We start from the raw sequence: 21114 nt of genomic DNA on the forward strand, positions 1-21114 counted from the left end.
TCTGGTGGCCGGTAACGTGGCATCACCCCGTGGTGGCGTCTGACGCCTGAGCCTTTGGCCTTCGTCCCCCTCCACAACCACAGCGATTACAGCCTTCTCGACGGCGCCAGCCAGCTGCCGCAGATGGTGAAGCGGGCCGTGGCGCTGGGCATGCCGGCCCTGGCCCTCACCGATCACGGCGTGATGTATGGCGCGATCGAGCTGCTGAAGCTCTGCACCGCAGCCGGCATCAAGCCGATCATCGGCAACGAGATGTACGTGATCAACGGCACGATCGACGATCCGTGGGTCAAGGGCGAACGCCGATATCACCTGGTGGTGCTCGCCAAGAACGACACCGGCTACCGCAATCTGGTGAAGCTCACCAGCCTCAGCCACCTGCGCGGTATGCGCGGGCGCGGCATCTTCTCGCGGGCCTGCATCGACAAGCAGCTGCTGGAGCAGTACAGCGAGGGACTGATCCTGGCCACCGCCTGCCTGGGCGGTGAGATTCCCCAGGCGATCCTGCGGGGCCGCCCCGATGTGGCTCGCGACGTGGCCCGCTGGTATCAGGAGCGTTTCGGCGCCGACTTCTACCTGGAGATCCAGGACCACGGCTCGCCGGAAGACCGGATCGTGAACGTGGAGCTGGTGCGGATCGCCCAAGAGCTGGGCATCGAGCTGATCGCCACCAACGATGCCCACTACCTCAGCAGCGCCGATGTGGAGGCCCATGACGCCCTGCTCTGCGTGCTCACCGGCAAGCTCGTGACCGACGAGAAACGGCTGCGGTACACCGGCACCGAGTACATCAAGAGCGAGGCGGAGATGGGCCGCCTGTTCGCCGATCACCTCGAGCCGGAGGTGGTGGTCGCAGCGATCGCCAACACCGCGTCGGTGGCCGAGAAGGTGGAGGCCTACGACATCCTCGGCCGCCAGCAGATGCCCCGCTTCCCCATCCCGGACGGGCACACGGCCGTGAGCTATCTGGCGGAGGTGTCGGAGGCGGGGCTGCGCCAGCGGCTGCACCTTGGCGGCAGTGATCCGATCGATCCGCTCTATGGCGAGCGGCTGGCCTTCGAGCTGCAGGTGATGGAGCAGATGGGCTTCCCCACCTACTTCCTGGTGGTGTGGGACTACATCCGCTTCGCCCGTGAGCAGGGCATTCCGGTGGGGCCTGGGCGGGGCTCGGCTGCCGGCTCCCTGGTGGCCTACGCGCTCGGCATCACCGCCCTCGATCCGGTGGAGCATGGGCTGCTGTTCGAGCGCTTCCTCAACCCGGAACGCAAGTCGATGCCTGACATCGACACCGATTTCTGCATCGAACGCCGCGGCGAGGTGATCGAGTACGTCACCCAGCGCTACGGCGAGGACAAGGTGGCGCAGATCATCACCTTCAACCGGATGACCTCCAAGGCGGTGCTCAAGGATGTGGCCCGCGTGCTGGACATCCCCTACGGCGATGCCGACCGCCTGGCCAAGCTGATTCCAGTTGTGCGGGGCAAGCCCGCCAAGCTGGCGGAGATGATCGGCCCCGATTCGCCGGCAGCTGAATTCCGCGAGAAATACGAGAATGATGATCAGGTGCGCCGCTGGGTCGACATGGCCCGCCGCATCGAGGGCACCAACAAGACCTTCGGCGTGCATGCCGCCGGTGTGGTGATTGCGGCTGAACCGCTGGATTCACTGGTGCCGCTGCAGCGCAACAACGACGGCCAGGTGATCACCCAGTACTTCATGGAGGACGTGGAGGCGATGGGGCTGCTGAAGATGGACTTCCTCGGCCTCAAGAACCTGACGATGATCGACAAGACCGTGGATCTGGTGGAGCAGGGAAGCGGTGAACGCATCGACCCCGATACATTGCCGCCCAACGATCCAGGCACCTACGAGCTGCTGGCCCGCGGCGATCTAGAGGGCATTTTTCAGCTGGAATCCAGCGGCATGCGCCAGATCGTGCGCGACCTCAAACCCTCGTCGCTGGAGGACATCTCGTCAATTCTGGCGCTCTACCGGCCAGGTCCGCTCGATGCCGGACTGATCCCGAAATTCATCAACCGCAAGCATGGCCGCGAAGCGATCGACTTCGCCTGCCCGGCCCTGGAGCCGATCCTGAAGGAAACCTACGGGATCATGGTGTATCAGGAGCAGATCATGCGCATCGCGCAGGATCTGGCCGGCTATTCGCTCGGAGAAGCGGATCTGCTGCGGCGGGCGATGGGTAAGAAGAAGGTGTCGGAGATGCAGAAGCATCGCCACCAGTTCGTGGAAGGTGCCACGGCGCGGGGCGTGAATGCCACGGTGGCCGAAGCACTGTTTGAGCAGATGGTGCTGTTCGCCGAATACTGCTTCAACAAGAGCCACTCCACCGCCTACGGCGCGGTGACGTATCAGACGGCCTACCTCAAGGCCCATTACCCGGTGGCGTACATGGCCGCCCTGCTGACGGTGAATGCCAGCAGTACGGAGAAGGTGCAGCGCTATATCGCCAATTGTCAGGCGATGGGCATCGAGGTGATGCCCCCCGATCTCAATGCCTCCGGCATTGATTTCACCCCGAAAGGAGAGAAGATTCTCTTCGGACTATCAGCAGTGCGCAACCTCGGCGACGGCGCCATCCGCCAGCTGCTGGAGGCCCGCGTCCAGGACGGTGCCTTCGCCTCCCTGGCCGATCTCTGCGACCGGATCCCCACCACGCTGATGAACCGGCGGGCCCTGGAGTCGCTGATCCACTGCGGTGCCCTTGATGGGCTGGAGCCCAATGCCAACCGCGCCCAGCTGATGGCCGACCTCGATCTGGTGCTCGACTGGGCCAGCTCCCGTGCCAGGGACCGGCTGAACGGCCAGGGCAACCTGTTCGATCTCTTCGCCGCCCCCGCCGAAACTGCCGTATCAGCCACTGCCGTTCAGAGCACCGCCCCAAAGGCGGCTCCGGTGGCCGACTATCCCCCCAAGGAAAAGCTGCGCCTGGAGAAGGAACTGGTGGGCTTCTACCTCTCGGATCACCCCCTGCGGCAACTGGCCCGCCCAATCCAGATGCTCTCGCCGATCAGCCTGGGGCGGCTGGAGGAGCAGGCCGACAAGGCGAGGGTGAGTGTGGTGGCCATGCTGCCGGAGGTGCGCCAGGTGACGACGCGCAAGGGCGATCGGATGGCTGTGCTGCAGCTCGAAGACCTCAGCGGCAGCGCCGAGTGCGTGGTGTTCCCCAAGGCCTTCGCCCGCCTCAGTGACCACCTGATGGTGGATGCGCGATTGATGATCTGGGGATCGGTGGACCGGCGCGACGACCGGGTGCAGCTGATCCTGGATGATTGCCGCGCCATCGACGATCTCGATGTGCTGCTGGTGGAGCTGATGGCGGATCAGGCCAGCGACATCACGGTGCAGCACCGCCTGCGCGAATGCCTGGTGCGGCATCGGCCGGAGCAGGAGGAAGCCGGGGTGCGCGTGCCGGTGGTGGCGAAAGTGAAGCTCCACGACCAAACCCGCTACGTGCGCCTCGGACACCAGTTCTGCGTGCGCGATGGCGAAGCGGCCATGGCCAGCCTCAGCGCTGCCTCATTCACGGCCCGACTGGGTTCACCTCTGCAACTGACCTGAGGGGATCAGAAGACGTAGCGACGAATAGACCTATAAATGGATAGTCAATTGCAGGTCCGATATTGTATTTCAATAGGTTCAAGGTATCTCTGAAGATCCAGATTATTGGCATTTTATCCAATAGGTTTTTAATTCTGGCACTGAAGTGAAGGGCTCTAAAAACCATGTGATTGGGGCTCAGAAGCAAAACCCCATGCGCACTCCCACCCCCTTCCTGAAAGCCAAGAGCGTCCTCATGAAGATAGATCACAGTCTTCCGCTTCTCCATGGCCAATGAGTATCGTTTAAAAAATTATTAAAGTTAAACAACCAACTCCTTCAGTTGAGCCACAGACCCTACAACCACGATTCAACACGCCGGAAACTAAAGTGCCATGGTTTTCGCTAGCACCACTGAGTCTCGAACTGCTGTATCTCAGTAAGCCGACGAGGGCCGTAGAGGCTGCGTTTAATCCGTCGCTGCTGCCCTGGAGTGCCTCAGGCCAAGATTTTAGTTCGGACACCGCCTTTCTGGGCGATGAAGTGTCTTCACCACCATTCCAGAATCGGAATCTGGTGCTACTCCCAGGCATCCATTTGCACTGGCAGGTGCCGCGGGAGTTGACACGCAGCAAGTTAACACGCAGCAAGGGGGATCCAACCGGCCAGCGCATGGAGGGCATCCATCCACAGCTGCCCAATCGCTGGCTGATCACCCGAACCATTCCCGATCAGGGCCAATGGCCGAATTGGACTCGGTCCCGATGGATCGTGGAAAGTGATTTTCTCCATCCGCTCAGCGGACCAATTCCGCCTGGTGCAACCGCCTATCCAAATATAGACAAAGGAGGGAAAGAAGAGAGTGTGCAGGCATTCCGCTATTTGGGGCGAACACTTTCACTAGAGAATTGGCTAGAAGTTGGAAACAAGGGGGAATATCTCGCTGATGGGTTAACGGTGATGGGATATGGCAACCCCGCCTTTGCGGCCTTTGCTTCGGATTGCCGAGGGATTTTTACATTTCACGACAATGAGGCCAATGACTCACGGGCTGCCAAGTACTCCGTCGTTGGCTTTTACAATGATTCAGTAAATCCTCCATCCTTTGCGACCAATACAATACCATCTGACGAAGATCCTTTTCCAGATTCTCGACCTGGCATTCTTTACATTGGCAAGACAGAGTTTAGCCCTGAGTCATTAGCCAATTCTGATCCTTCGTCAGCCTTATCCCAAGAAGAGACAACCAGGAAGCGTCGGTTGGATGCGCGACGTGGACAGGTTTTAAGCCAGCTGGTCGAGAAGCCCGAATCTGATGCAAACCTGGCTACTCACATTGCGATTGGTCATACGGCAACTGAGGCGCTGTGTGCATTTTTAGCAGATTCATTTCTAGCCGAAAACAAGGATAATCCTCTACCGGACAAGAGCACGATCGAAGAGCAACTGGAAGCGATCCTCATGGCGGCCGATCTCGAGCATCGCCTGCAGGACCATTACCCCAAATTTCTTGAAGGCCGACACGCCAAAGGATTCACAGCCTTTCACGGAGGCATGCGCTGGCTGATCAAGCCCGAAGCCCGCGAAACGAAGCCTCCGGTTGTGAACAGCAAGACTGTTGAGCCAGGAGAGGCAACGCCAACCATACCCGCTGAGTGCTTGGGGCTGCTTGACAACCTGAACGCCTTTCAGAAGAAACTTGAAAAGCACGAACACACTCGGCGCACACTCGTCGATCGGCTTTCCTCAGACTGGCACAAATACATGCTTTGTGCATATCCACCACCAAACAGCCGTGACATCTTTCCAGAAGCCGACAAAGTCGTGCATCTGATCAAGTCAACAACAATGAAAGAGATCAAAAAGATCGACGAGAAGATTGAGCAAGTCCAGGAGAAGCGGGATGAGATAGTTGACAGGATTCAAGATTTTCTTTCGCTACAAGTGGACCGAAAGACCGACGTTAATATTCTTCGCCTGAAGTCGATTCCAGGCAGTCGATTCTGGTCACCAAGCAATCCTGTTGTCGTTTTGGCTGCGCCTTCTGAAATTGAAGGTTATCTGCCCTCTGCCGCTTCGCGCGTTAACCATGACGATTCAACCAGCCGGCCTAAAATTGAGCTGCTGCTCGTCCCTGATCCAGTATTCTTTGAGATGTTTGAAAATGAGATTGTTCAAAAGTTTGATAATGACAACACGGAAACTTTTCAACGTGAGCACCACGATCATCCCGCCCGACCAATTTATGTGGAATGGTCCGCCCAGCTTCGATCTCCAGAAGCAGACTTCAGCCATTACGAGGACCACTTCGACACCCATTACCTATCCTCTCGATTCGCGCCCGCTGCGGGAAGCCCAGACCTGACGCCACTGGCTGCCAGCGACTCCACCGACACAATCGATGAGGGCCCCGACGAAGAGTCTGCCTATGCGGGGCGGAGCTTGATCACAGTCAACGCGGCGCAGCTGCTCCATGAGCGGCTCTGGACGTTTCTGAAGCAACAGTTTCTGAAGCAACAAGTCAGCAGCGATACCCCACTTCTGGACGAAAACAATGAGCAGGAGGTGATCGAACGTCTGAGCCAAGCCGAAACAGAGGACCAAAGCCTGACCAGGACCGCCCTTTGGGCCTGGGGATTCCTCGAGCGAACGAAGATCCTCTGCCTGCCCCTGGGCGGTTTCAATGACGCTCTGCTGATGCGGCGGCAGACCGTGCAACTGCCGATTGCCGAACCGATCGGCTTCAAGGAGTACCAGCGCTTTGCCAGAGACCTGCGGGCGATCGTCGGCGAGTTGCCGACCCACACACCCGTTCCCCTGGCGCGTTTCCATCCCATTCGGGTGGGCGAACTGCAGCTCGACCGTCTCCGGATCATCGATTCCTTCGGGCGTGCCTTCGACATCACGCTGGCCAAAAAGAATGTGATCGCGGCCGAGCCCCTGCGCGGGGATGCCGGGCACGTCGTTTTCCCACCGCGTTTCCTGCAGCCACTGCGTGCGGTGTTCCGCTGGCTGTCCGGCGGGCACGAGGCGGTGGAATCGAACAGCCATCCGAATACGACACCCATTTGCGGATGGTTGCTGCCCAACAGGCTGGATGAATCGATCGCTGTTTACGACGCAGATGGGAAAGGCATTGGCACGGTTGACGTGGATGGCCTGTGGCGGCCTGCACCGGGTGAAGAGCATCCCATCGTGCCCCGGGACATTGAAAATCCGTTTCTGCAGCGGGTGATCCTGCACATTCTGGAGCGGGGTGAAACCGACGAGTTCCTCGAGACGATCAACGATGCGCTGGAGGAGATTGATCCGGATTCCTTCGCCGCCCATCCGGCCATCTCACTCTTGATCGGGCGGCCCATCGCGGTGGTACGCGCCTCGGTTCAGTTCGAGTTACTGGGCCAGCCCGCAGAAGATCATTCGTGGGAGTTGCTCCACGCACAGGTGGAAGGCAAGACAATCCAACGATCTCGGCGATTCGAAGACGTGGAGATCCCCTTCCGGATCGGAGAGCATCAGATGCTGAATGACGGCGTTGTGGGCTACTGGGTTGAAGACAGCTCTGGCGGTTTCAAGGATGGCCAGTTTCATACACCCCAGACAGCGATCGTGAACGAAGACAGCCCGGAAGCAGCTGGGCTCGTCTTGAAACAGGCAGCTTCGGCTCCAGAGCTCACATTCACCCTGTTGATGGACCCGCGAGGTTCAGCACATCTGACGTGCGGAGTTCTGCCGGTGAAGGAGATTCGCCTTGCCGAGAATCATTTCGCCGCTGCGTTGAAGAAGCTGTCGGTCACGTTTCTCGCCACTCCACTCCTGATGCTGGAGGATCGCACGGAGATCACGCTGCCCGGAGAGCCCGGTTACGCCTGGTCGTTTCTCGATCGGACACCCCAGGGCTGGCGAACAACACCCGCAGAGGAGATTAGTCCGCCGGAACTGAACGCCGCCTTTCGGGCTGGATTGACCCTGCGCGAAGGTTGGCTACGACTGGAGCCGAAGGATGAGGTTCGCGTTGATCGTCCAACCTCGCAGACCGCCCAGCCAACCAACATCCCATGATCGAGCACGAAGAAGCCCTACTTCTGCATCTTCCCTGCAATAAGGCTGAGGGAGATTGGCTGGCCGACACGTCTCCAGCACAAACTCACGTGCCCCTGCCTGGCGGGGTCGAGATCAGACCCGACAGTGATCTGGGCCGTGCCCTTGCCTTCGAGCCGGGAGCAGGCAGGGTCGAAGTAGCGCTGGCCAAACTACCGGAGTGGGGTCTGACCGTGGCGGTGTGGATCCGAGCCGATGCAGCAACAGCTGCGAGAGACTCCGTTTCGATTCTTCAGTATCCCCTTGCCGCCGATACACACATAGCACCGTATTGTGTCTTCGGGCTCTTTCTATTGAAAGGCAAGCTACACGCCCGCGTTGGCCAGCAGCACGCCGGACTGACGGAAAAGGGCGTCACGCCGGATCATTGGCACCACGTGGCTGTCACCTGGGATTCAAGCACCCAAGCGGCCATCTACTACATCGATGGGAAACGGGTGCCCGTCTCCGTGAATGGCCAGGAAGCCGAATTCGCAAACACCGGCATCGGGGTTCTGAACTATCCAGATCCCAACCTACCTCTGCTTCTCGGTACCAACACCGCCGGCTTAGAACCCTTTACCGGCCGCATGGGTGAGGTGCGCCTTTACGAGCGGGCGTTAGCGGCAACAGAGTTGGCAGCCCTTGTGCACAGGGAAAAGCACGCGCGCTCTCATCCATTCGACCATCACCATCCCCTGGCCTTTCGGGTAGCAGATGATCACGGGCATCCGGCTGTTTACATCGTCGATGAATCCTCACGTGGGCGAACCCTCCACCTGATCCTGCAAAACAGTAGCCCGATCGCCATCGAGCTGCCCGCATCAAAAGCACCCATGGATGAAGAGGTGGTCCTCGTTGGCATGAATCGACCAACTCAGGATGATCATCATCTGGAAATTGTCTTTCGGCCAGGCACGCTCGAGCTCAAAGACGTGGCTCACTTTTCAGCCGTCGACACCGACTGGCATCTACGCGGGATCCCCAATCAGGACGGGACCCTGTCCATTTATCTAAGCCGATCGAACGGCCTCGTCATCCCGCCTGGCGGTGTCCTGACGATTTCGTTGGCCCATTTCAAGGCCGTGGCCCTCGGAGGTTCACGCCCAACCCAGGTGGAACTGCGCTACCGACACCTGAATTACATCCGTGACTTCACAGATGAACAGATAAGTCACCCGAAGAAGCGGAAGCTCAGCGGCCACCGCCTCGCGCACCTGGATGTTGTGAATCAGCGGGGCAGGAGCGAGGCACCCTTCACAGCAGGGTTCATCGGCTCGAACACTGTCCTCAATGACGGCCTCACGCGCAATGCGCTCACACTTTACCTGGGTAATTCCACGCTCCATACGCTGAGCCTCGCCGCCGGTGAATTGGGGGTCCGGCCGCGGCTGCTGCTTTCCTTTGATTCCGGTCAGCTGAATGAAGCCGATGAACCGTGGGGGCTGGGCCACGCCGATGAAGTCGCCGAGATCGAGATCACTCCCAGAGAATTAGGCTGGGTTATACACGAACGAACAGACAGCGAAACGCCCGAGTGGGTGATCCTGCCACCAGATGATGAACTCCAGCCCAACACCTGGATCAACTTCTCGCTCTACCCCATCGTTACCAGGTCGCTATCTGGCTTCACTAATCTCTATCTTCGCTACCAGAACATTGGCGGGTTCCGCGATGGCGAGATTATCGTGCCGATTGAAAAGGCACCCCGGCTCTATCGCCAACAAACCGTACCTAAAGCCAAGGACATGGCCCAAAGCCACAAAGACCGAAGGTCAGTTCATGTTTTCACTGATAGCGTAGTCGTCGGCAGTGGATACGCAGTGGAATCTACAGATCACGACCCTCATCCGCCAAGTTATCCACAGCAGAACAGCCTTTCGGTTGAGGGGAAGGTAGGAATCGGAACGAACAATCCTCAGCGAAGCCTTGAGCTTTTCGTGGCTGACGGAGGTGGTATACGGATCACTGGCCCAGGAGGCCCCGGAACCACTGTGGCATTGGAGCTTTCAACCTACGATCCCTCGGGGTGGAATGCATCGGCTACAGCACGGATTCAAGCCGTTGATGATAACTATAGCAGCGCGATTGAATTTCAAACAAAGATTCCTGGAGAGCCATCCAATGAGTTGGTCACACGAATGGTGATCGATCCCAATGGCAATGTAAAAGTACGTGGATCCATTGAAGACAAGAACGGCCCGGTGGTGCCGATCGGCACTATCGTGATGTGGGGAAACTATCAAGGCTCCGGCATCCCTGGCGGGTGGGCTCTATGCGATGGAAATGACGGCAGACCTGATTTAAGAGGACGTTTCATTGTTGGTGCAGGAGAGGGTACATACCTATATACCGGAGAAAAATTCAACTTTCCACCTCCCGATGGCAAGACTCCAATTCCTGACAGCGGGCGAATAGGAGGCACACAATCAGTCACTCTGTCATTGGCAGAATTACCTAGCCACCATCACCGTGGACGAACGATTGAGGGAGAAGGCAGTCATTATCATCACATCCCTCTCCATACAGATGGCAAAGTGAAATGGCCCGAGCGTTCTCCGGGGAATGGCTGGCAGTTATACAACCTTCCGGAAATAAAGGACACAGTACCAGGCAAGACGCCTTCAACCAGTACAACAGAGAGCAAGCACATTCATACTTTTACAACTAATTATGTTGGTGGTAGTGGAGATCACACAAACATGCCTCCGTTCTATGTCCTTTTCTATATCATCAAGGTATCCTAGTTATGGCCAGTGACCGTGAAGAATCCACGCCTACCAGCACGGGATATGTATCTCTATTGAGCTTAGGAATCTACTGGTCCCTAAGCAAGGGATTCCCTTAAGGGGTACGCCTTGATCATAGCTTTATCTAATCCAGCCGCTCCTAATAGAATGTCAACTCCGTACGATAGATTTGTCTATCATCTTGATTTGAGCATCCTCGCCTATCACCTATATCACCAAACACTGATCTGGCCAATGGACCCGTACTACGAGCAATTACATAGGTCTCAGCAAGATATGAGAGAGTTCTTTATGAGTACTTTGCGTGCAAATTTAAAGAACTTCTTTAATGATGCACAAAGAGGCCCGGAAGAATTAGGTGGTTTAGCAACTTCTAATCCAAAGCTGGATCCTATTATTACAGAGTACCAACGGCTCTACCCATGGAACCACTCAGTAGTTGCGCCAGAGCCTGGTGATTGGAACTATTTAAAACCTTCCCTTGAAATCGTAAAACATGTCAAAGAAATTAGAATGTGTTCTCGACTAAATCTGAATCAGCTTGAAGTGATCGCCACCAAGCCCCATAATGATGGCGATAATCCAAGGGATGTCCTCTATTGCTTTGAAGGTGCAACTGGCATTGTTGAAAAGGAGCGCCCAATAGGAAATAGCAGCATGACTCTGCCAGCGTGGAGCCTGATGGGCTTTGTGCTATTAAAGTATAACAGTCCACAAGATATAAATGATTACGATGTCCATATCACCTTCAGAGGAAGTCGTAGTGGCAATGGGACACGTGCAGCCAAAGGGGGTTGGATGGAGAACGGAAACGCCGATTGGGTTACAGATTGTGATTCAGCCATTAGCATGACAAAATGTCCTGAAATTAGCCCAACAGGCAAGGTGCCCTTTGGATTCAAAAATAGTTTGATCTCTACATTGCCCATGATTTGGAAATGCTTGGAAGCCATAGCTAGGGATCACGTGGATAATCCACCCAAAACGATTTACTTCACTGGTCACAGCCTAGGCGGTGCATTAGCTGCACTATGTGCAGTCTCAATGCGACATGGTGAAGGGGAAATAGCACTGAGAAATAAATACAAAGTTAACAACTGGCCCTGGAATACTAGTGTTGAACTTATAACCTATGGCAGTCCGACTATCGGAACTGAGGATTTAGTAGATGGAGCTAAATTCAAGCTGAAAGCCGACCGTGTTTATATCCACGGTGATCCAATAGCCACAGTTTTACGCGCGAAGCATATTGGAACTGAACTAAAGTTAGCGGGAAACCTCCCGTTTAAGATTTTTGATTTTGTTCGACATGAGCCATACCTAATACGAGAAGAGCTAGTAAAGGTGCTAGGGCTACAAGCACTAAACAGACCTATACCCGAAGCTCCTTGGATTAAGTATCGATCATTTTCTGATTTACTTGCTTCTAACGATTGGCACACCTTCCTAGAAGTCAACGGCAACAGAAAAAAGTTACCTGACTTTCTTAAGTATCTAAAACTCTACCTGTATGCATTAGGAGTGTCTACTAACAAACACAAACCAAATAGGGTCGCAGAGCAACACTTGGAGGACCTAATCAACGATTTTAACAATGAAGAAGTTCAATGGGATAAAATTAAGGCAAGCAGCAGAGGATTCTGGGATGATCTTGACTTTGAGAGATTCATGTTAACGTGCTATCTTTTGTTAAGGTATTCCCAAAATCAGCAGGCTGGGCCGAAACGACAAGCACTGGATGATCTTGCCAAAAAACAGAAAGTGTTTCTTGGACCAGGTTGAGGTCATTTAGGGCTTACAGATTTCCTCGCTACTTTCATTTCAAAGGACTAAACGTCTCCATGTCAATACCACAACTAGACGAAGTTGCGAGACAGTTGGCAGGGAATCCACCTGTCCTTCTTGATATCAACGCAGCTGGGTTAGATTTCCAGCGTATCCATTATAATATATTTGCAGGCTCTGTTTTTGATCTAACTGATATTCGTGATCTAGAGATGAGTTCAAACATATTGAGTTTCTCGGCGACATTAAAGAGCTTCGGCTCTCTACGCAATCTCAGTATTCAAGCAACACTCATTGATATTCTGGCGAACAGATACGGAATACTCTTGATCAATATTTACCCTGGTCTAACTGCTAGACAAGTAGTGCAACAGTTCCAAGGCCCAACTGACCGGAATGCTTCTGACGATTTGCTTGATTCTTATTTCCCAACGTTAATGCTGGCAAGGCCAGCATTAATTCTATCCTCTATATCCTTCTCAGAATCCTTACCGCAAGCATTTTTCTCAAGCTTAATTCGTGATGTCCTTCCAGCAGAACTCATCTGTGCTGGAGTAAACCTTCCATTGGCTTACCAAAGTTCCAGCAACCTCTCCGAGATGTATGGAGGATTGTTAAGCGAAATATTTGGTGGTAAATTTTTAGCGGATAATCAACTATGCGGCCTGATTGATATTACTACAAGCGTTGCTCTTTCGGATAACGAAGACAACGCCACATTACAGCCCATCAAAGTCACAGTTCCAACTTCAACAGAATACACTCAGTGTTTTAGTGTAAGCAATTCCTACGAGGGAGATGGATTAGTCTTTGGATCATTTCGCTTGTCTTGCGAACGATTTGGGCTAAAGGTGCGCCTGAATGAGAACGCCCTATGGCCAGGAACATTTGTTGAAGGAAGTGTACTCTGTGGAGGCAACTCTCTATCGGTTATAGTCGAGTATGATCTCTATCATAAATTTCTAGTCGTTGATTTCCTGCGATTTCCAACCCTAAGCGAATTCCTTGGGCATGCTCGCCTTGATGCAGTTACCTCACACTTCCCCAATTCGATTAGCTCCCTTCTAGATATTCGGCTGAGCGAGGTAAGAATCACGTACGACATAAGAGGTGCAGAAGTATCTGAGATATCATTGAAAGTTTCTGAAGAGTCAGCGATTGAGTTGATTCCAGGAGTCCTTGAACTCAAGAACTCAACTCTTGATCTCTTAATCATTCAGCCTTTTGAGGAGGGGCGCTGGGTTGAAGGTTCGCTGACCGGCGAATGGCTAGTAGATAGCACCGCCATAATTGCTTCCCTAACTTTTCCTCAGCTTACATTTCGAGTTGCCCTGGCGCCTCAGGAATCTATCGCCATTGACAGCATATCTAAACTCTTTGGTGGCAAGGTCATCCTTGAGTCAAATCTTAGGGTGGTTGCATTAGAGATCACTGGGAGCATCACCGAGAAGTTTTTTCACGTTGCACTTGAGATATCAAGCCAACCTTCTGTTGCTCTATTGAAATCTCCTGATCTGGAGTTTAAAGACATACGGGTAGAGGTCGATTCTGCTGACTCTGTCACGTTCTTTAACCTCACATCGCTCGTTAGCTTGGGGGGAATTGATTTTCTGCTAGCGGGCCAACATGATGGCATGGGCTGGAAACTCTCTGCCCAAACTGGCTTAGACCAGCCAATAATGCTTGGGAAATGGATCGACAGCCTGGCTACTTCACTAAACAATCCTCTCCTCGTTCCCGAGTCGGTGAAAGGTGCCTCAGTCAGAAATGTGTCCATATCCATCGATACTGGCAGTAAGGACTTTCACTTTTCCATCGAAGCCACCCTGCCCTTGCAAGAGCTTGCCGCGAACGGGACTGCCGGGAAGGTCGCTGGCGGAGGAATAAAGCTCACGCTTACCCTGGATCTCCTGCACCATGGCACTGCCTATGAAAGCAAGTTCGCCGGTGAGTTTCAGTTCGGTGGCCACACGTTTGATTTGTTCTTTGCCAGATCTGCTGACGCGGTAGGGGCGACTGCCACAACCATGGTGGCAGCCTATCAGAATCGTGATGGTCAAAAGATCTTGCTGAAAGATCTGCTCGCTGAGTTGGGAGCGGATGTCTCGGACGTGCCAGACCTCTCGATTCAGCTGAATTCAGCTCTTCTCGCGTTGGGGAAGCCTGCAGACCCCAAGGCTGCCAGTTGGGCACTTCTTGGCATCAACATCGATGGCGGATTGAACCTTTCGAACCTGCCGTTGATCGGCAAGATCATGCCGCCCAATCAGACGCTGAGTCTGGAGACTCAAGTGCTCTATCTTGCCCAGTCATCACCATCCAGCAAGCTTGTCAAGGATGATGTTGAGCGGGTGAATGCGTTGCTCCCCGCCGGAGCAACCCCGCTGCCTGCAAGGAGTGAAGGAGATCCGCTGATCGCTCCAGGCATCGGCCTGGCCACGACCCTCCATCTCGGCAGCGAGGTTATTCATCTGAATCTGCCGCTCAGGATCGACAAGACCGACGGGATTGGAGCCTCTCCAGAGAACACCGGCGCAGAGCCGGTTGTGGCCACCGATTCGATGATCGTGAAACCCAGCGCGGCCTCGGCTCCGGTGACCCTGCCGCAGGGCGATCTCAAGTGGTTCCCGATTCACAAGACCTTCGGGCCGGCGCATTTCGAGCGGATCGGAGCCGGCCTTAGCGCCGGCAACATCACCTTCGCGATGGATGCCTCCCTCAATGTCGGGGGGTTGAGCCTGTCCCTCGACGGTCTCGGTGTGTCCTCACCGCTGGACAAGTTTGAACCAACCTTCCAGCTCCGTGGAATCGGGATCGACTACGACGGCGGCCCTGTGCAGATCGGCGGAAGTTTCCTCCACCTGGGTGACAATGATTTCGCCGGAACGGCGCTGATCAAGACAGAGCAACTCACGATTTCGGCCATCGGTGAATACGCCATTGTTGATGGCGCCACCTCGCTCTTCATCTACGCGGTACTGGACTATCCCCTGGGCGGGCCTTCGTTTTTCTTTGTCACCGGACTGGCCGCTGGCTTTGGCTACAACCGTTCGCTTCTGATGCCGGCGATCGATGATCTTGAGACCTTTCCTCTGGTGGCCGAGGCCACGGCAGGTGCCGGGCTGCCGAAGGATGTGATGGCTGAGCTGAACAAACTCGGGCAGTACGTTCCTCCAGATCCAGGTCAATACTTCCTGGCGGTTGGGGTGAAGTTCAACTCCTTCAAGCAGATTAATTCCTTTGCTCTGCTGGCAGTCAGCTTCGGCAAACGCTTCGAAATCGATGTACTCGGTCAATCGACCCTCATCGTCCCAGCGCCACTCCCCGGTTCAGCCAAGGTCGATCCGGTGGCGAAAGTCACGATCGTGCTACTGGCGCGTTTCATTCCCGATGAAGGCCTGCTTGCCATCGATGCCCGGATCACACCCGATTCCTTCATCCTCTCCGAGAAATGTCATCTCTCTGGGGGTTTCTCCTTCTACACCTGGTTCAAGGGGAAGCACTCGGGCGACTTCGTCGTCTCACTCGGCGGTTATCATCCGGCCTACGCAGCCCCGCCCCATTACCCAGTTGTGCCCCGGCTGGCCTTCACCTGGCAGGTGGCGCCGGAACTTGTCGTCAAAGGCGATGCCTATTTTGCGCTCACGTCTCATGCCTTGATGGCCGGTGGTCATCTGGAAGCCAGTTACCAATCCGATTCGCTCCGGGCGTATTTCAAAGTAGGTGCAGACTTCCTGATTTCCTGGCAGCCCTATCACTACGACGCCGAGGCCTACATCAACATCGGTGGGTCATACGACACAGCTCTCGGAACGATCCATGTGGACCTCGGTGCCCACCTTCACCTCTGGGGGCCGGAATTCGCCGGTACAGCCGAGCTGGACCTGTACGTGGCAACGGTTCACGCGCACTTTGGAGATCAAACCCCAAAAGAGAAGGCCCCTATCGAGTGGTCGGAGTTTCAGAAGGGATTCCTTCCGGAACAGAAGGATATGGTAGGTCTGGCGCTGGAAGATGGCATGGTGGCAGCAGGAGATCCCAGAACCAATCATTTGGGGATCATAAATCCGAAGCAACTTCGCCTGGTGACAAACTCTCCAGTTCCATCAAGTAAGCTTCAGTTTGGCCTGCCTGAAGAGCTGAAATCAATTGATGGCAAACAAGTGAATATGGCTCCAGTGGGTGTTGAGGACGTCACATCTACACACACCGTCAACGTCTATCGAAAAAATGGACGTGATATCAAGAATGTCAGCACTGAATTCCAAGTAGAATCTGTAATCAAGAAGCTTCCTGCAGCCCTCTGGGGAAAGGCCCATGGCAACTCCAAGCCGGAAGTCAACGCGGAAGAGAAATTTGTGGACGGCGTAACCGGTGTGCGTCTGAGCCCGAAGGCACCGCCCAAAGCCCATACAACTAAAACACTGGAGTCTGAACGAGTGATGTGGGACGTAGACGATTCCCCGCAACCCCTGCCCGCAGAGATCTTCTCGCGGTTCACACCAGATCTGTCTGCCCCTCCTGTGGAGGGGGGAATTCACGAATTCATCGAGCAGACTGTCTTGCAAGAAGATGTTGTCAAGGCTCGCAACCACTATTTAAAGGCCTTGAACCTAGACCCTGTCAACGTGCGTATCGGGAGGCTTGTTGGATCAATCTTCAACGCTGAGCTACGCCTTGGTTCCTTCGCCAGGCATTCTGGTTAAGCAAGACATCCGACTGAATCCCCATGTCTGATTCTCCTAAGTTCATAGAATTTCTCGACTCTCATCGCCCTCCTCTGCAGGCTGGTGATTATTCAATTAAGGTTAAGCAGGATCTATCGCTGGCTCCGTCTGAGGCCCTTGGCGAGGGGACATGGACTTTCACCGTCGCCGGGCCGCAGTTTTCACTCTCACCTCAGGAGATTGCTTCCGTGTTCCCTCCGGCGGGAAGCCTGGGTGATCACAGCACCTGCTTCCCCCACGTGGCACTGCACCGCAGCACACTTCCCTGGGAGCGTGCGGGCGATAAGAGCCCAAGCGAAGACGCCACGAATTGGATGGAAGCGGCGATGCCGTGGCTAGCGGTTCTTGTCTTTGATGAGGATGACCTCGCAACAAATGCCATCCGCCTTCCGACTGCCGGCAGCAGCGCGCTGACTCTGAAGGAGTTGCAAGCTCCGGACGATGTGAGTTTTCCCCTTCCCGATGGCGTCTCCCAGGAGATCCGGGTCGCGTCCGTTGATGTCAGAACCGATGTTCTGAACAGCTTCGTGCCGTCTGCGATGGAGTGCAGGCTCCTCTGTCACGTTCGCAGGAACATTCTCTTCATCATCGACAGGAACGGCGACCAGATAAACGAACAGCAGATCACGGACTTGAAGAGCAAGTCCTCTAACTCTGGCATCACATTCAAGGAGGGATCGAGTACAACGATCACGCTTTTGGATCAGACCAGCAGCTGCTACAGGCTTCAGTTCATCGATGACAAGAACGCCCAGCGATCATTTCTGCTCTGGAAGGATGAAACGGAGATCAAATGGCAAGTCACCGATGAGGACGATGCAGAATATGCGTTTGTGATCGGGAATCGCCTACCGAAGCAAGGAAAGACCACCACCGCCCATCTGATTTCGCTCGAGCAGCGCTTTGATGCCAAAGAAGACCATATCACTTCCGACAAACCCTACACGCGCTTCATTTCGCTCCACCAATGGCGCTTCTCCTGCGAGAGTCATGAACACACCTTCAAGGGTCTACTGACGAAGCTAAAGCAAAATCCCTCACCTCCACGCGTTCCCAACAGTACCCATGCAGAGGGCACAACCAATGCAGAGGACGACATTGAAACATGGTTGGCTGCGGGATTCAGCTTGTTGCCCCATCAGTTTCGTAACGGGAGCCAATCCTATTCCTGGTACCGCGGCCCGCTTGCTCCAGGCCCAACTAAAATCGAATCACTGCCTTTGCCTGTCAAGAGCTCCGACGCTCTTCTGGCTTACGACAAGAGGTCCGGACTGTTTGACGCCAACTATGCTTCCGCCTGGGAACTGGGTAGGTTGCTTTGTCTCGCAAATAGCCGTATATCACAGGCACTCTATCAATGGAAGCGAGAGGATCGCAGGGCGCGCCGGCATCTTACCCAGGAGATGTTGGAGAAACTTGCCAATCTTCCAGTTGACGAACCACCTCCTCCCAAGAACGAATCCAACAGGACGTTGCCTCAGGTCGTGGCTGACTGGGTGGAATCCATGAGGAAGCTGGAGCCGGTCCCTTTTCAATACCTGATTCCCGACGAGCGCATGCTGCCGGTCGAGTCGATACGTTTCTTCGAGATCGACACGCACTGGCTCGATTGCTTGATTGATGGCGCCTTCAGCATCGGGCGGGTCCTCGAGAGCGATCACACTCACGACATGGAGTTGCTTCAACAACTGCCGCATGAGCAATCAGCAGAGCTTGCCCCCACGGGTGAATCTCAACATCGAGTGACCGGTCTTTTGCTTCGATCAGCGGTGGTTTCTGGGTGGCCACTCATGACAGTGGAAGCTGTGAATCAGTCGACCGAAGTTAGAGCCGAGCGAATTCGATTCGATCGGCTTGCCCCAGATATCCTGCTCTGCCTGTTCAAGGGAAGTCCATCGCGATTCGAGCTTCATCTGCCACAAGAGTCGATTCACTTCGGTGCTGACATCAATTCCAAAGGCTCGTTCGAATCAACTCGGGACAACGAACTGCTGAGGAAGCACGGCATCGGCTTGCTCAATAGACGACTCACCTTGAAGAGATCACCTTCATTGGACCCAGCAGAGTTTGCCCTCCGGATGATTGAGGGCGTCCCGAAGGTGAGCTTTGAACGAAACGTCACAATGGAATAGAAAGTCAGCTGCCAAGACCAGATGAATGGTGTGGCCTGCCAAGCATGGATGCGGTTTGAGACAGCTCCAGGACTGGGCTTGCCTTAGCAGCTCAACCCGAGGCCTTCCCCCCCTGACGGATCGCCCTGATCGAGGCCTTCATGCGGGCCATGTTGACGCCGATCTGCTCGGTGCCCAGCAGGCTTCCTGGCGCCGTCTCCCAGCTGGCGGAGAGCACGCCGTAGGTCAGACCGAGCACGCCCAGCAGAAACAGGCCAGCGGAACTGGCCAGGGTGACCACGGGGGGAACATCGAGGATGCCGCGGCTCACCAGCAGATAGCTGCCGATGAACACACCCATGCCCAGCACGGAAGGGACGCCGGTGGCCACACCGATACGGCGGGCCATGCGGTTGGCCACCTCCCTTGGAATGACCTGAGATCCCCTGGGCTTGGAGCCGGGCTTTGGCTTGGCGCTGGGCTTTGGCTTGTCTTTTGCTTTCGCTTTGGCGCCAGCCTTGGGCGAATGCTCAGGCTCGAATGCCAGGGGCTTGCGCTTGGCCGCCATGGCTGTGATCAGCCCCGGATGCCGAGCTTGGCGATCAGCTGGCCGTAGCGCTCCTCGCTCTCGGCGCGCAGGTAACCGAGCAACCGCTTGCGGCGACCGATCATCTTCAGCAGCCCCTGGCGGGAGGAGAAATCGTGCTTGTTCTTCTGCAGGTGGCCGGTGAGCTGGGTCACCCGCTCGCTCAGCATCGCCACCTGAACCTCGACCGAACCAGTGTCGGTGCCGTGGGTCTGGTGGGAATTGATCAGTTCCTGCTTCTTGGTGGTATCGAGCGGCATGCCGGCGTCGGGCCCTGACGGTGCAAACAGACAACCTAACGCCTCGGGGTGCTGGCCTCCAAGCTCAGGCGACTTCACGGGAGAGCCAGCGCAGGCAGGCACTCAGCCAGGTCTCGGCGTCGAGGCTCGGCTCAAGGCCCTCACTGCCAAGGGCACGCAGGGCCCGGCTGATCTCCAGGGGCTCGTAGCCCAGGGCGGTGAGGGTGAGCTGCACCTCCTCACGGGTGGAGGCGGCCGGGCCTGGATCGCCGCTGGAGCCGTCAGCCGGGCCATCGAGGCTGTCGTCGTCGAAGCCGCTGGCGGCCGCACCGAAACTTTCCGCCAACTTGCCGCGCAGCTCCACGGCCAGCCGCTCTGCCGTGCGCTTGCCCACCCCAGGCGCGCGGCAGAGGAGGCGCAGGTCGGCCTGCACGATCGCCCGCACCAGCTCCTCGCAGGGCATGGTCCCGAGCAGGGCCAGGGCCATCTGCGGCCCCACACCGCTCACAGCCACCAGCAGGCGGAACAGGTCCCGCTCGTGGCGGGCGCCGAAGCCGAACAGGGTCCAGCCGTCCTCACGGATCGACTGGTGTGTGTAGATGCACAGCGGGCTGCCCGCCGGGGGCAGCAGCTCCCAGTGGCGACGGGTGAGCTGCACTTCGTAGCCCACACCGGCGCAGGCCAGCAGCAGCCCGCAACGGGTGCCCTGCTGCCACGGCTCTGCCACATGGCCTTGCAGCCAGCCGATCATGGAGCTCACTACTGATCGAACCCATGCTGCCCGGTCCGCCAACCCCCGCCAGCCGGTCTGCGGCCATCAGCCAGCCGCAACCTTCCTGGCAGCGACCCCTGCTCTCCATGCTGCTGGTGGTGTCGATCGGGCTGGGCCTGCTGGGCCTGGGCGGCTGCCAGGCGGCGGGCCAACCGCCCCGGGCCGTGCTGTTGCAGGCTCTGGGCCTGCAGATCGAGCTCACCCAGCAGGCGATCGCCGAGGCCCTCGATCTGGAGAGCAGCGCCGGACGGCCCCAGGTGAGCCGGGTGCGTGTCGATCGGCAGGAAGCGATTCCGATCGGCCTGGGAAAGGGACTGCACCTCACCGGCCAGTTCGACTGGCGGCTGGCGGAGGACCCCTACCGGGTGGACAGCCCCTTCGAGCTGTACCTGCTGCGGGGCGAGAGGGGCGAGAGCTGGCGGCTGGCCCGCCCGATCGGTACCGCCGACGACAGCATCAGCCAGGAGTGGCTGGTGGATCCCCTGCCGCTGAAGGGCGGCTGATTG

At 56.2% G+C, this 21114-nt stretch carries 10 protein-coding genes; 7 read left to right on the forward strand and 3 right to left on the reverse strand.

Annotated features, from left to right (window positions below; all coding sequences use genetic code 11):
• The first annotated feature begins 54 nt into the window (after positions 1 to 54).
• From KBY93_RS11110 to KBY93_RS11135, 6 genes are all read left to right on the forward strand, one after another.
• A complete protein-coding gene (locus KBY93_RS11110) occupies positions 55 to 3579 on the forward strand; it encodes a DNA polymerase III subunit alpha (RefSeq protein WP_255094466.1) in 3525 nt (1174 codons plus the stop codon).
• 600 nt (positions 3580 to 4179) lie between these two features.
• On the forward strand, positions 4180 to 7620 hold the full coding sequence (locus KBY93_RS11115) for a hypothetical protein (protein WP_255094467.1): 3441 nt from the start codon (positions 4180 to 4182) through the stop codon (positions 7618 to 7620).
• On the forward strand, positions 7617 to 10385 hold the full coding sequence (locus KBY93_RS11120) for a LamG-like jellyroll fold domain-containing protein (protein ID WP_255094468.1): 2769 nt from the start codon (positions 7617 to 7619) through the stop codon (positions 10383 to 10385). Before KBY93_RS11115 ends, KBY93_RS11120 begins: the two co-directional genes overlap by 4 nt.
• A 237-nt stretch (positions 10386 to 10622) precedes the next feature.
• Positions 10623 to 12170, forward strand: coding sequence for a lipase family protein (locus tag KBY93_RS11125; RefSeq protein ID WP_255094469.1), 1548 nt, complete (start codon positions 10623 to 10625; stop codon positions 12168 to 12170).
• A gap of 59 nt (positions 12171 to 12229) precedes the next feature.
• A complete protein-coding gene (locus KBY93_RS11130; protein WP_255094470.1) occupies positions 12230 to 16879 on the forward strand; it encodes a DUF6603 domain-containing protein in 4650 nt (1549 codons plus the stop codon).
• A gap of 23 nt (positions 16880 to 16902) precedes the next feature.
• Positions 16903 to 19032 carry a hypothetical protein gene (locus tag KBY93_RS11135; protein ID WP_255094471.1) on the forward strand — a complete coding sequence of 710 codons (2130 nt, stop codon included), beginning with the start codon at positions 16903 to 16905 and terminating at the stop codon, positions 19030 to 19032.
• 91 nt (positions 19033 to 19123) lie between these two features.
• Here KBY93_RS11135 and KBY93_RS11140 read toward each other — a convergent pair whose 3' ends face one another.
• The 3 genes from KBY93_RS11140 to ruvA all read right to left on the reverse strand — a co-directional run bounded on the left by KBY93_RS11140 (position 19124) and on the right by ruvA (position 20587).
• Positions 19124 to 19579: a PAM68 family protein gene (locus KBY93_RS11140; RefSeq protein WP_255094472.1), complete on the reverse strand. Its 456-nt coding sequence runs from the start codon at positions 19577 to 19579 to the stop codon at positions 19124 to 19126.
• An 8-nt stretch (positions 19580 to 19587) separates the two neighbouring features.
• Positions 19588 to 19857: a 30S ribosomal protein S15 gene (rpsO, locus tag KBY93_RS11145; RefSeq protein ID WP_094555672.1), complete on the reverse strand. Its 270-nt coding sequence runs from the start codon at positions 19855 to 19857 to the stop codon at positions 19588 to 19590.
• A 64-nt stretch (positions 19858 to 19921) separates the two neighbouring features.
• Entirely contained in the window at positions 19922 to 20587 is a 666-nt protein-coding gene (ruvA, locus tag KBY93_RS11150) for a Holliday junction branch migration protein RuvA (protein WP_255094473.1), read from the reverse strand.
• A gap of 23 nt (positions 20588 to 20610) precedes the next feature.
• Between ruvA and KBY93_RS11155 the strand changes: the two genes are divergently transcribed.
• Positions 20611 to 21111, forward strand: coding sequence for a hypothetical protein (locus KBY93_RS11155; protein WP_255094475.1), 501 nt, complete (start codon positions 20611 to 20613; stop codon positions 21109 to 21111).
• Positions 21112 to 21114 lie beyond the last annotated feature (3 nt).

The organism is Synechococcus sp. J7-Johnson, from assembly GCF_024345795.1.
Taxonomy (GTDB): Bacteria; Cyanobacteriota; Cyanobacteriia; order PCC-6307; family Cyanobiaceae; genus Regnicoccus_A.

Bases quoted from the DNA above. Each gene is read 5' to 3' on its own strand.
- KBY93_RS11120 (WP_255094468.1), top strand. From the start codon at position 7,617: ATGATCGAGCACGAAGAAGCCCTACTTCTGCATCTTCCCTGCAATAAG.
- KBY93_RS11125 (WP_255094469.1), top strand. From the start codon at position 10,623: ATGGACCCGTACTACGAGCAATTACATAGGTCTCAGCAAGATATGAGA.
- KBY93_RS11130 (WP_255094470.1), top strand. From the start codon at position 12,230: ATGTCAATACCACAACTAGACGAAGTTGCGAGACAGTTGGCAGGGAAT.
- KBY93_RS11135 (WP_255094471.1), top strand. From the start codon at position 16,903: ATGTCTGATTCTCCTAAGTTCATAGAATTTCTCGACTCTCATCGCCCT.
- KBY93_RS11140 (WP_255094472.1), bottom strand. From the start codon at position 19,579: ATGGCGGCCAAGCGCAAGCCCCTGGCATTCGAGCCTGAGCATTCGCCC.
- rpsO (WP_094555672.1), bottom strand. From the start codon at position 19,857: ATGCCGCTCGATACCACCAAGAAGCAGGAACTGATCAATTCCCACCAG.
- ruvA (WP_255094473.1), bottom strand. From the start codon at position 20,587: ATGATCGGCTGGCTGCAAGGCCATGTGGCAGAGCCGTGGCAGCAGGGC.
- KBY93_RS11155 (WP_255094475.1), top strand. From the start codon at position 20,611: ATGCTGCCCGGTCCGCCAACCCCCGCCAGCCGGTCTGCGGCCATCAGC.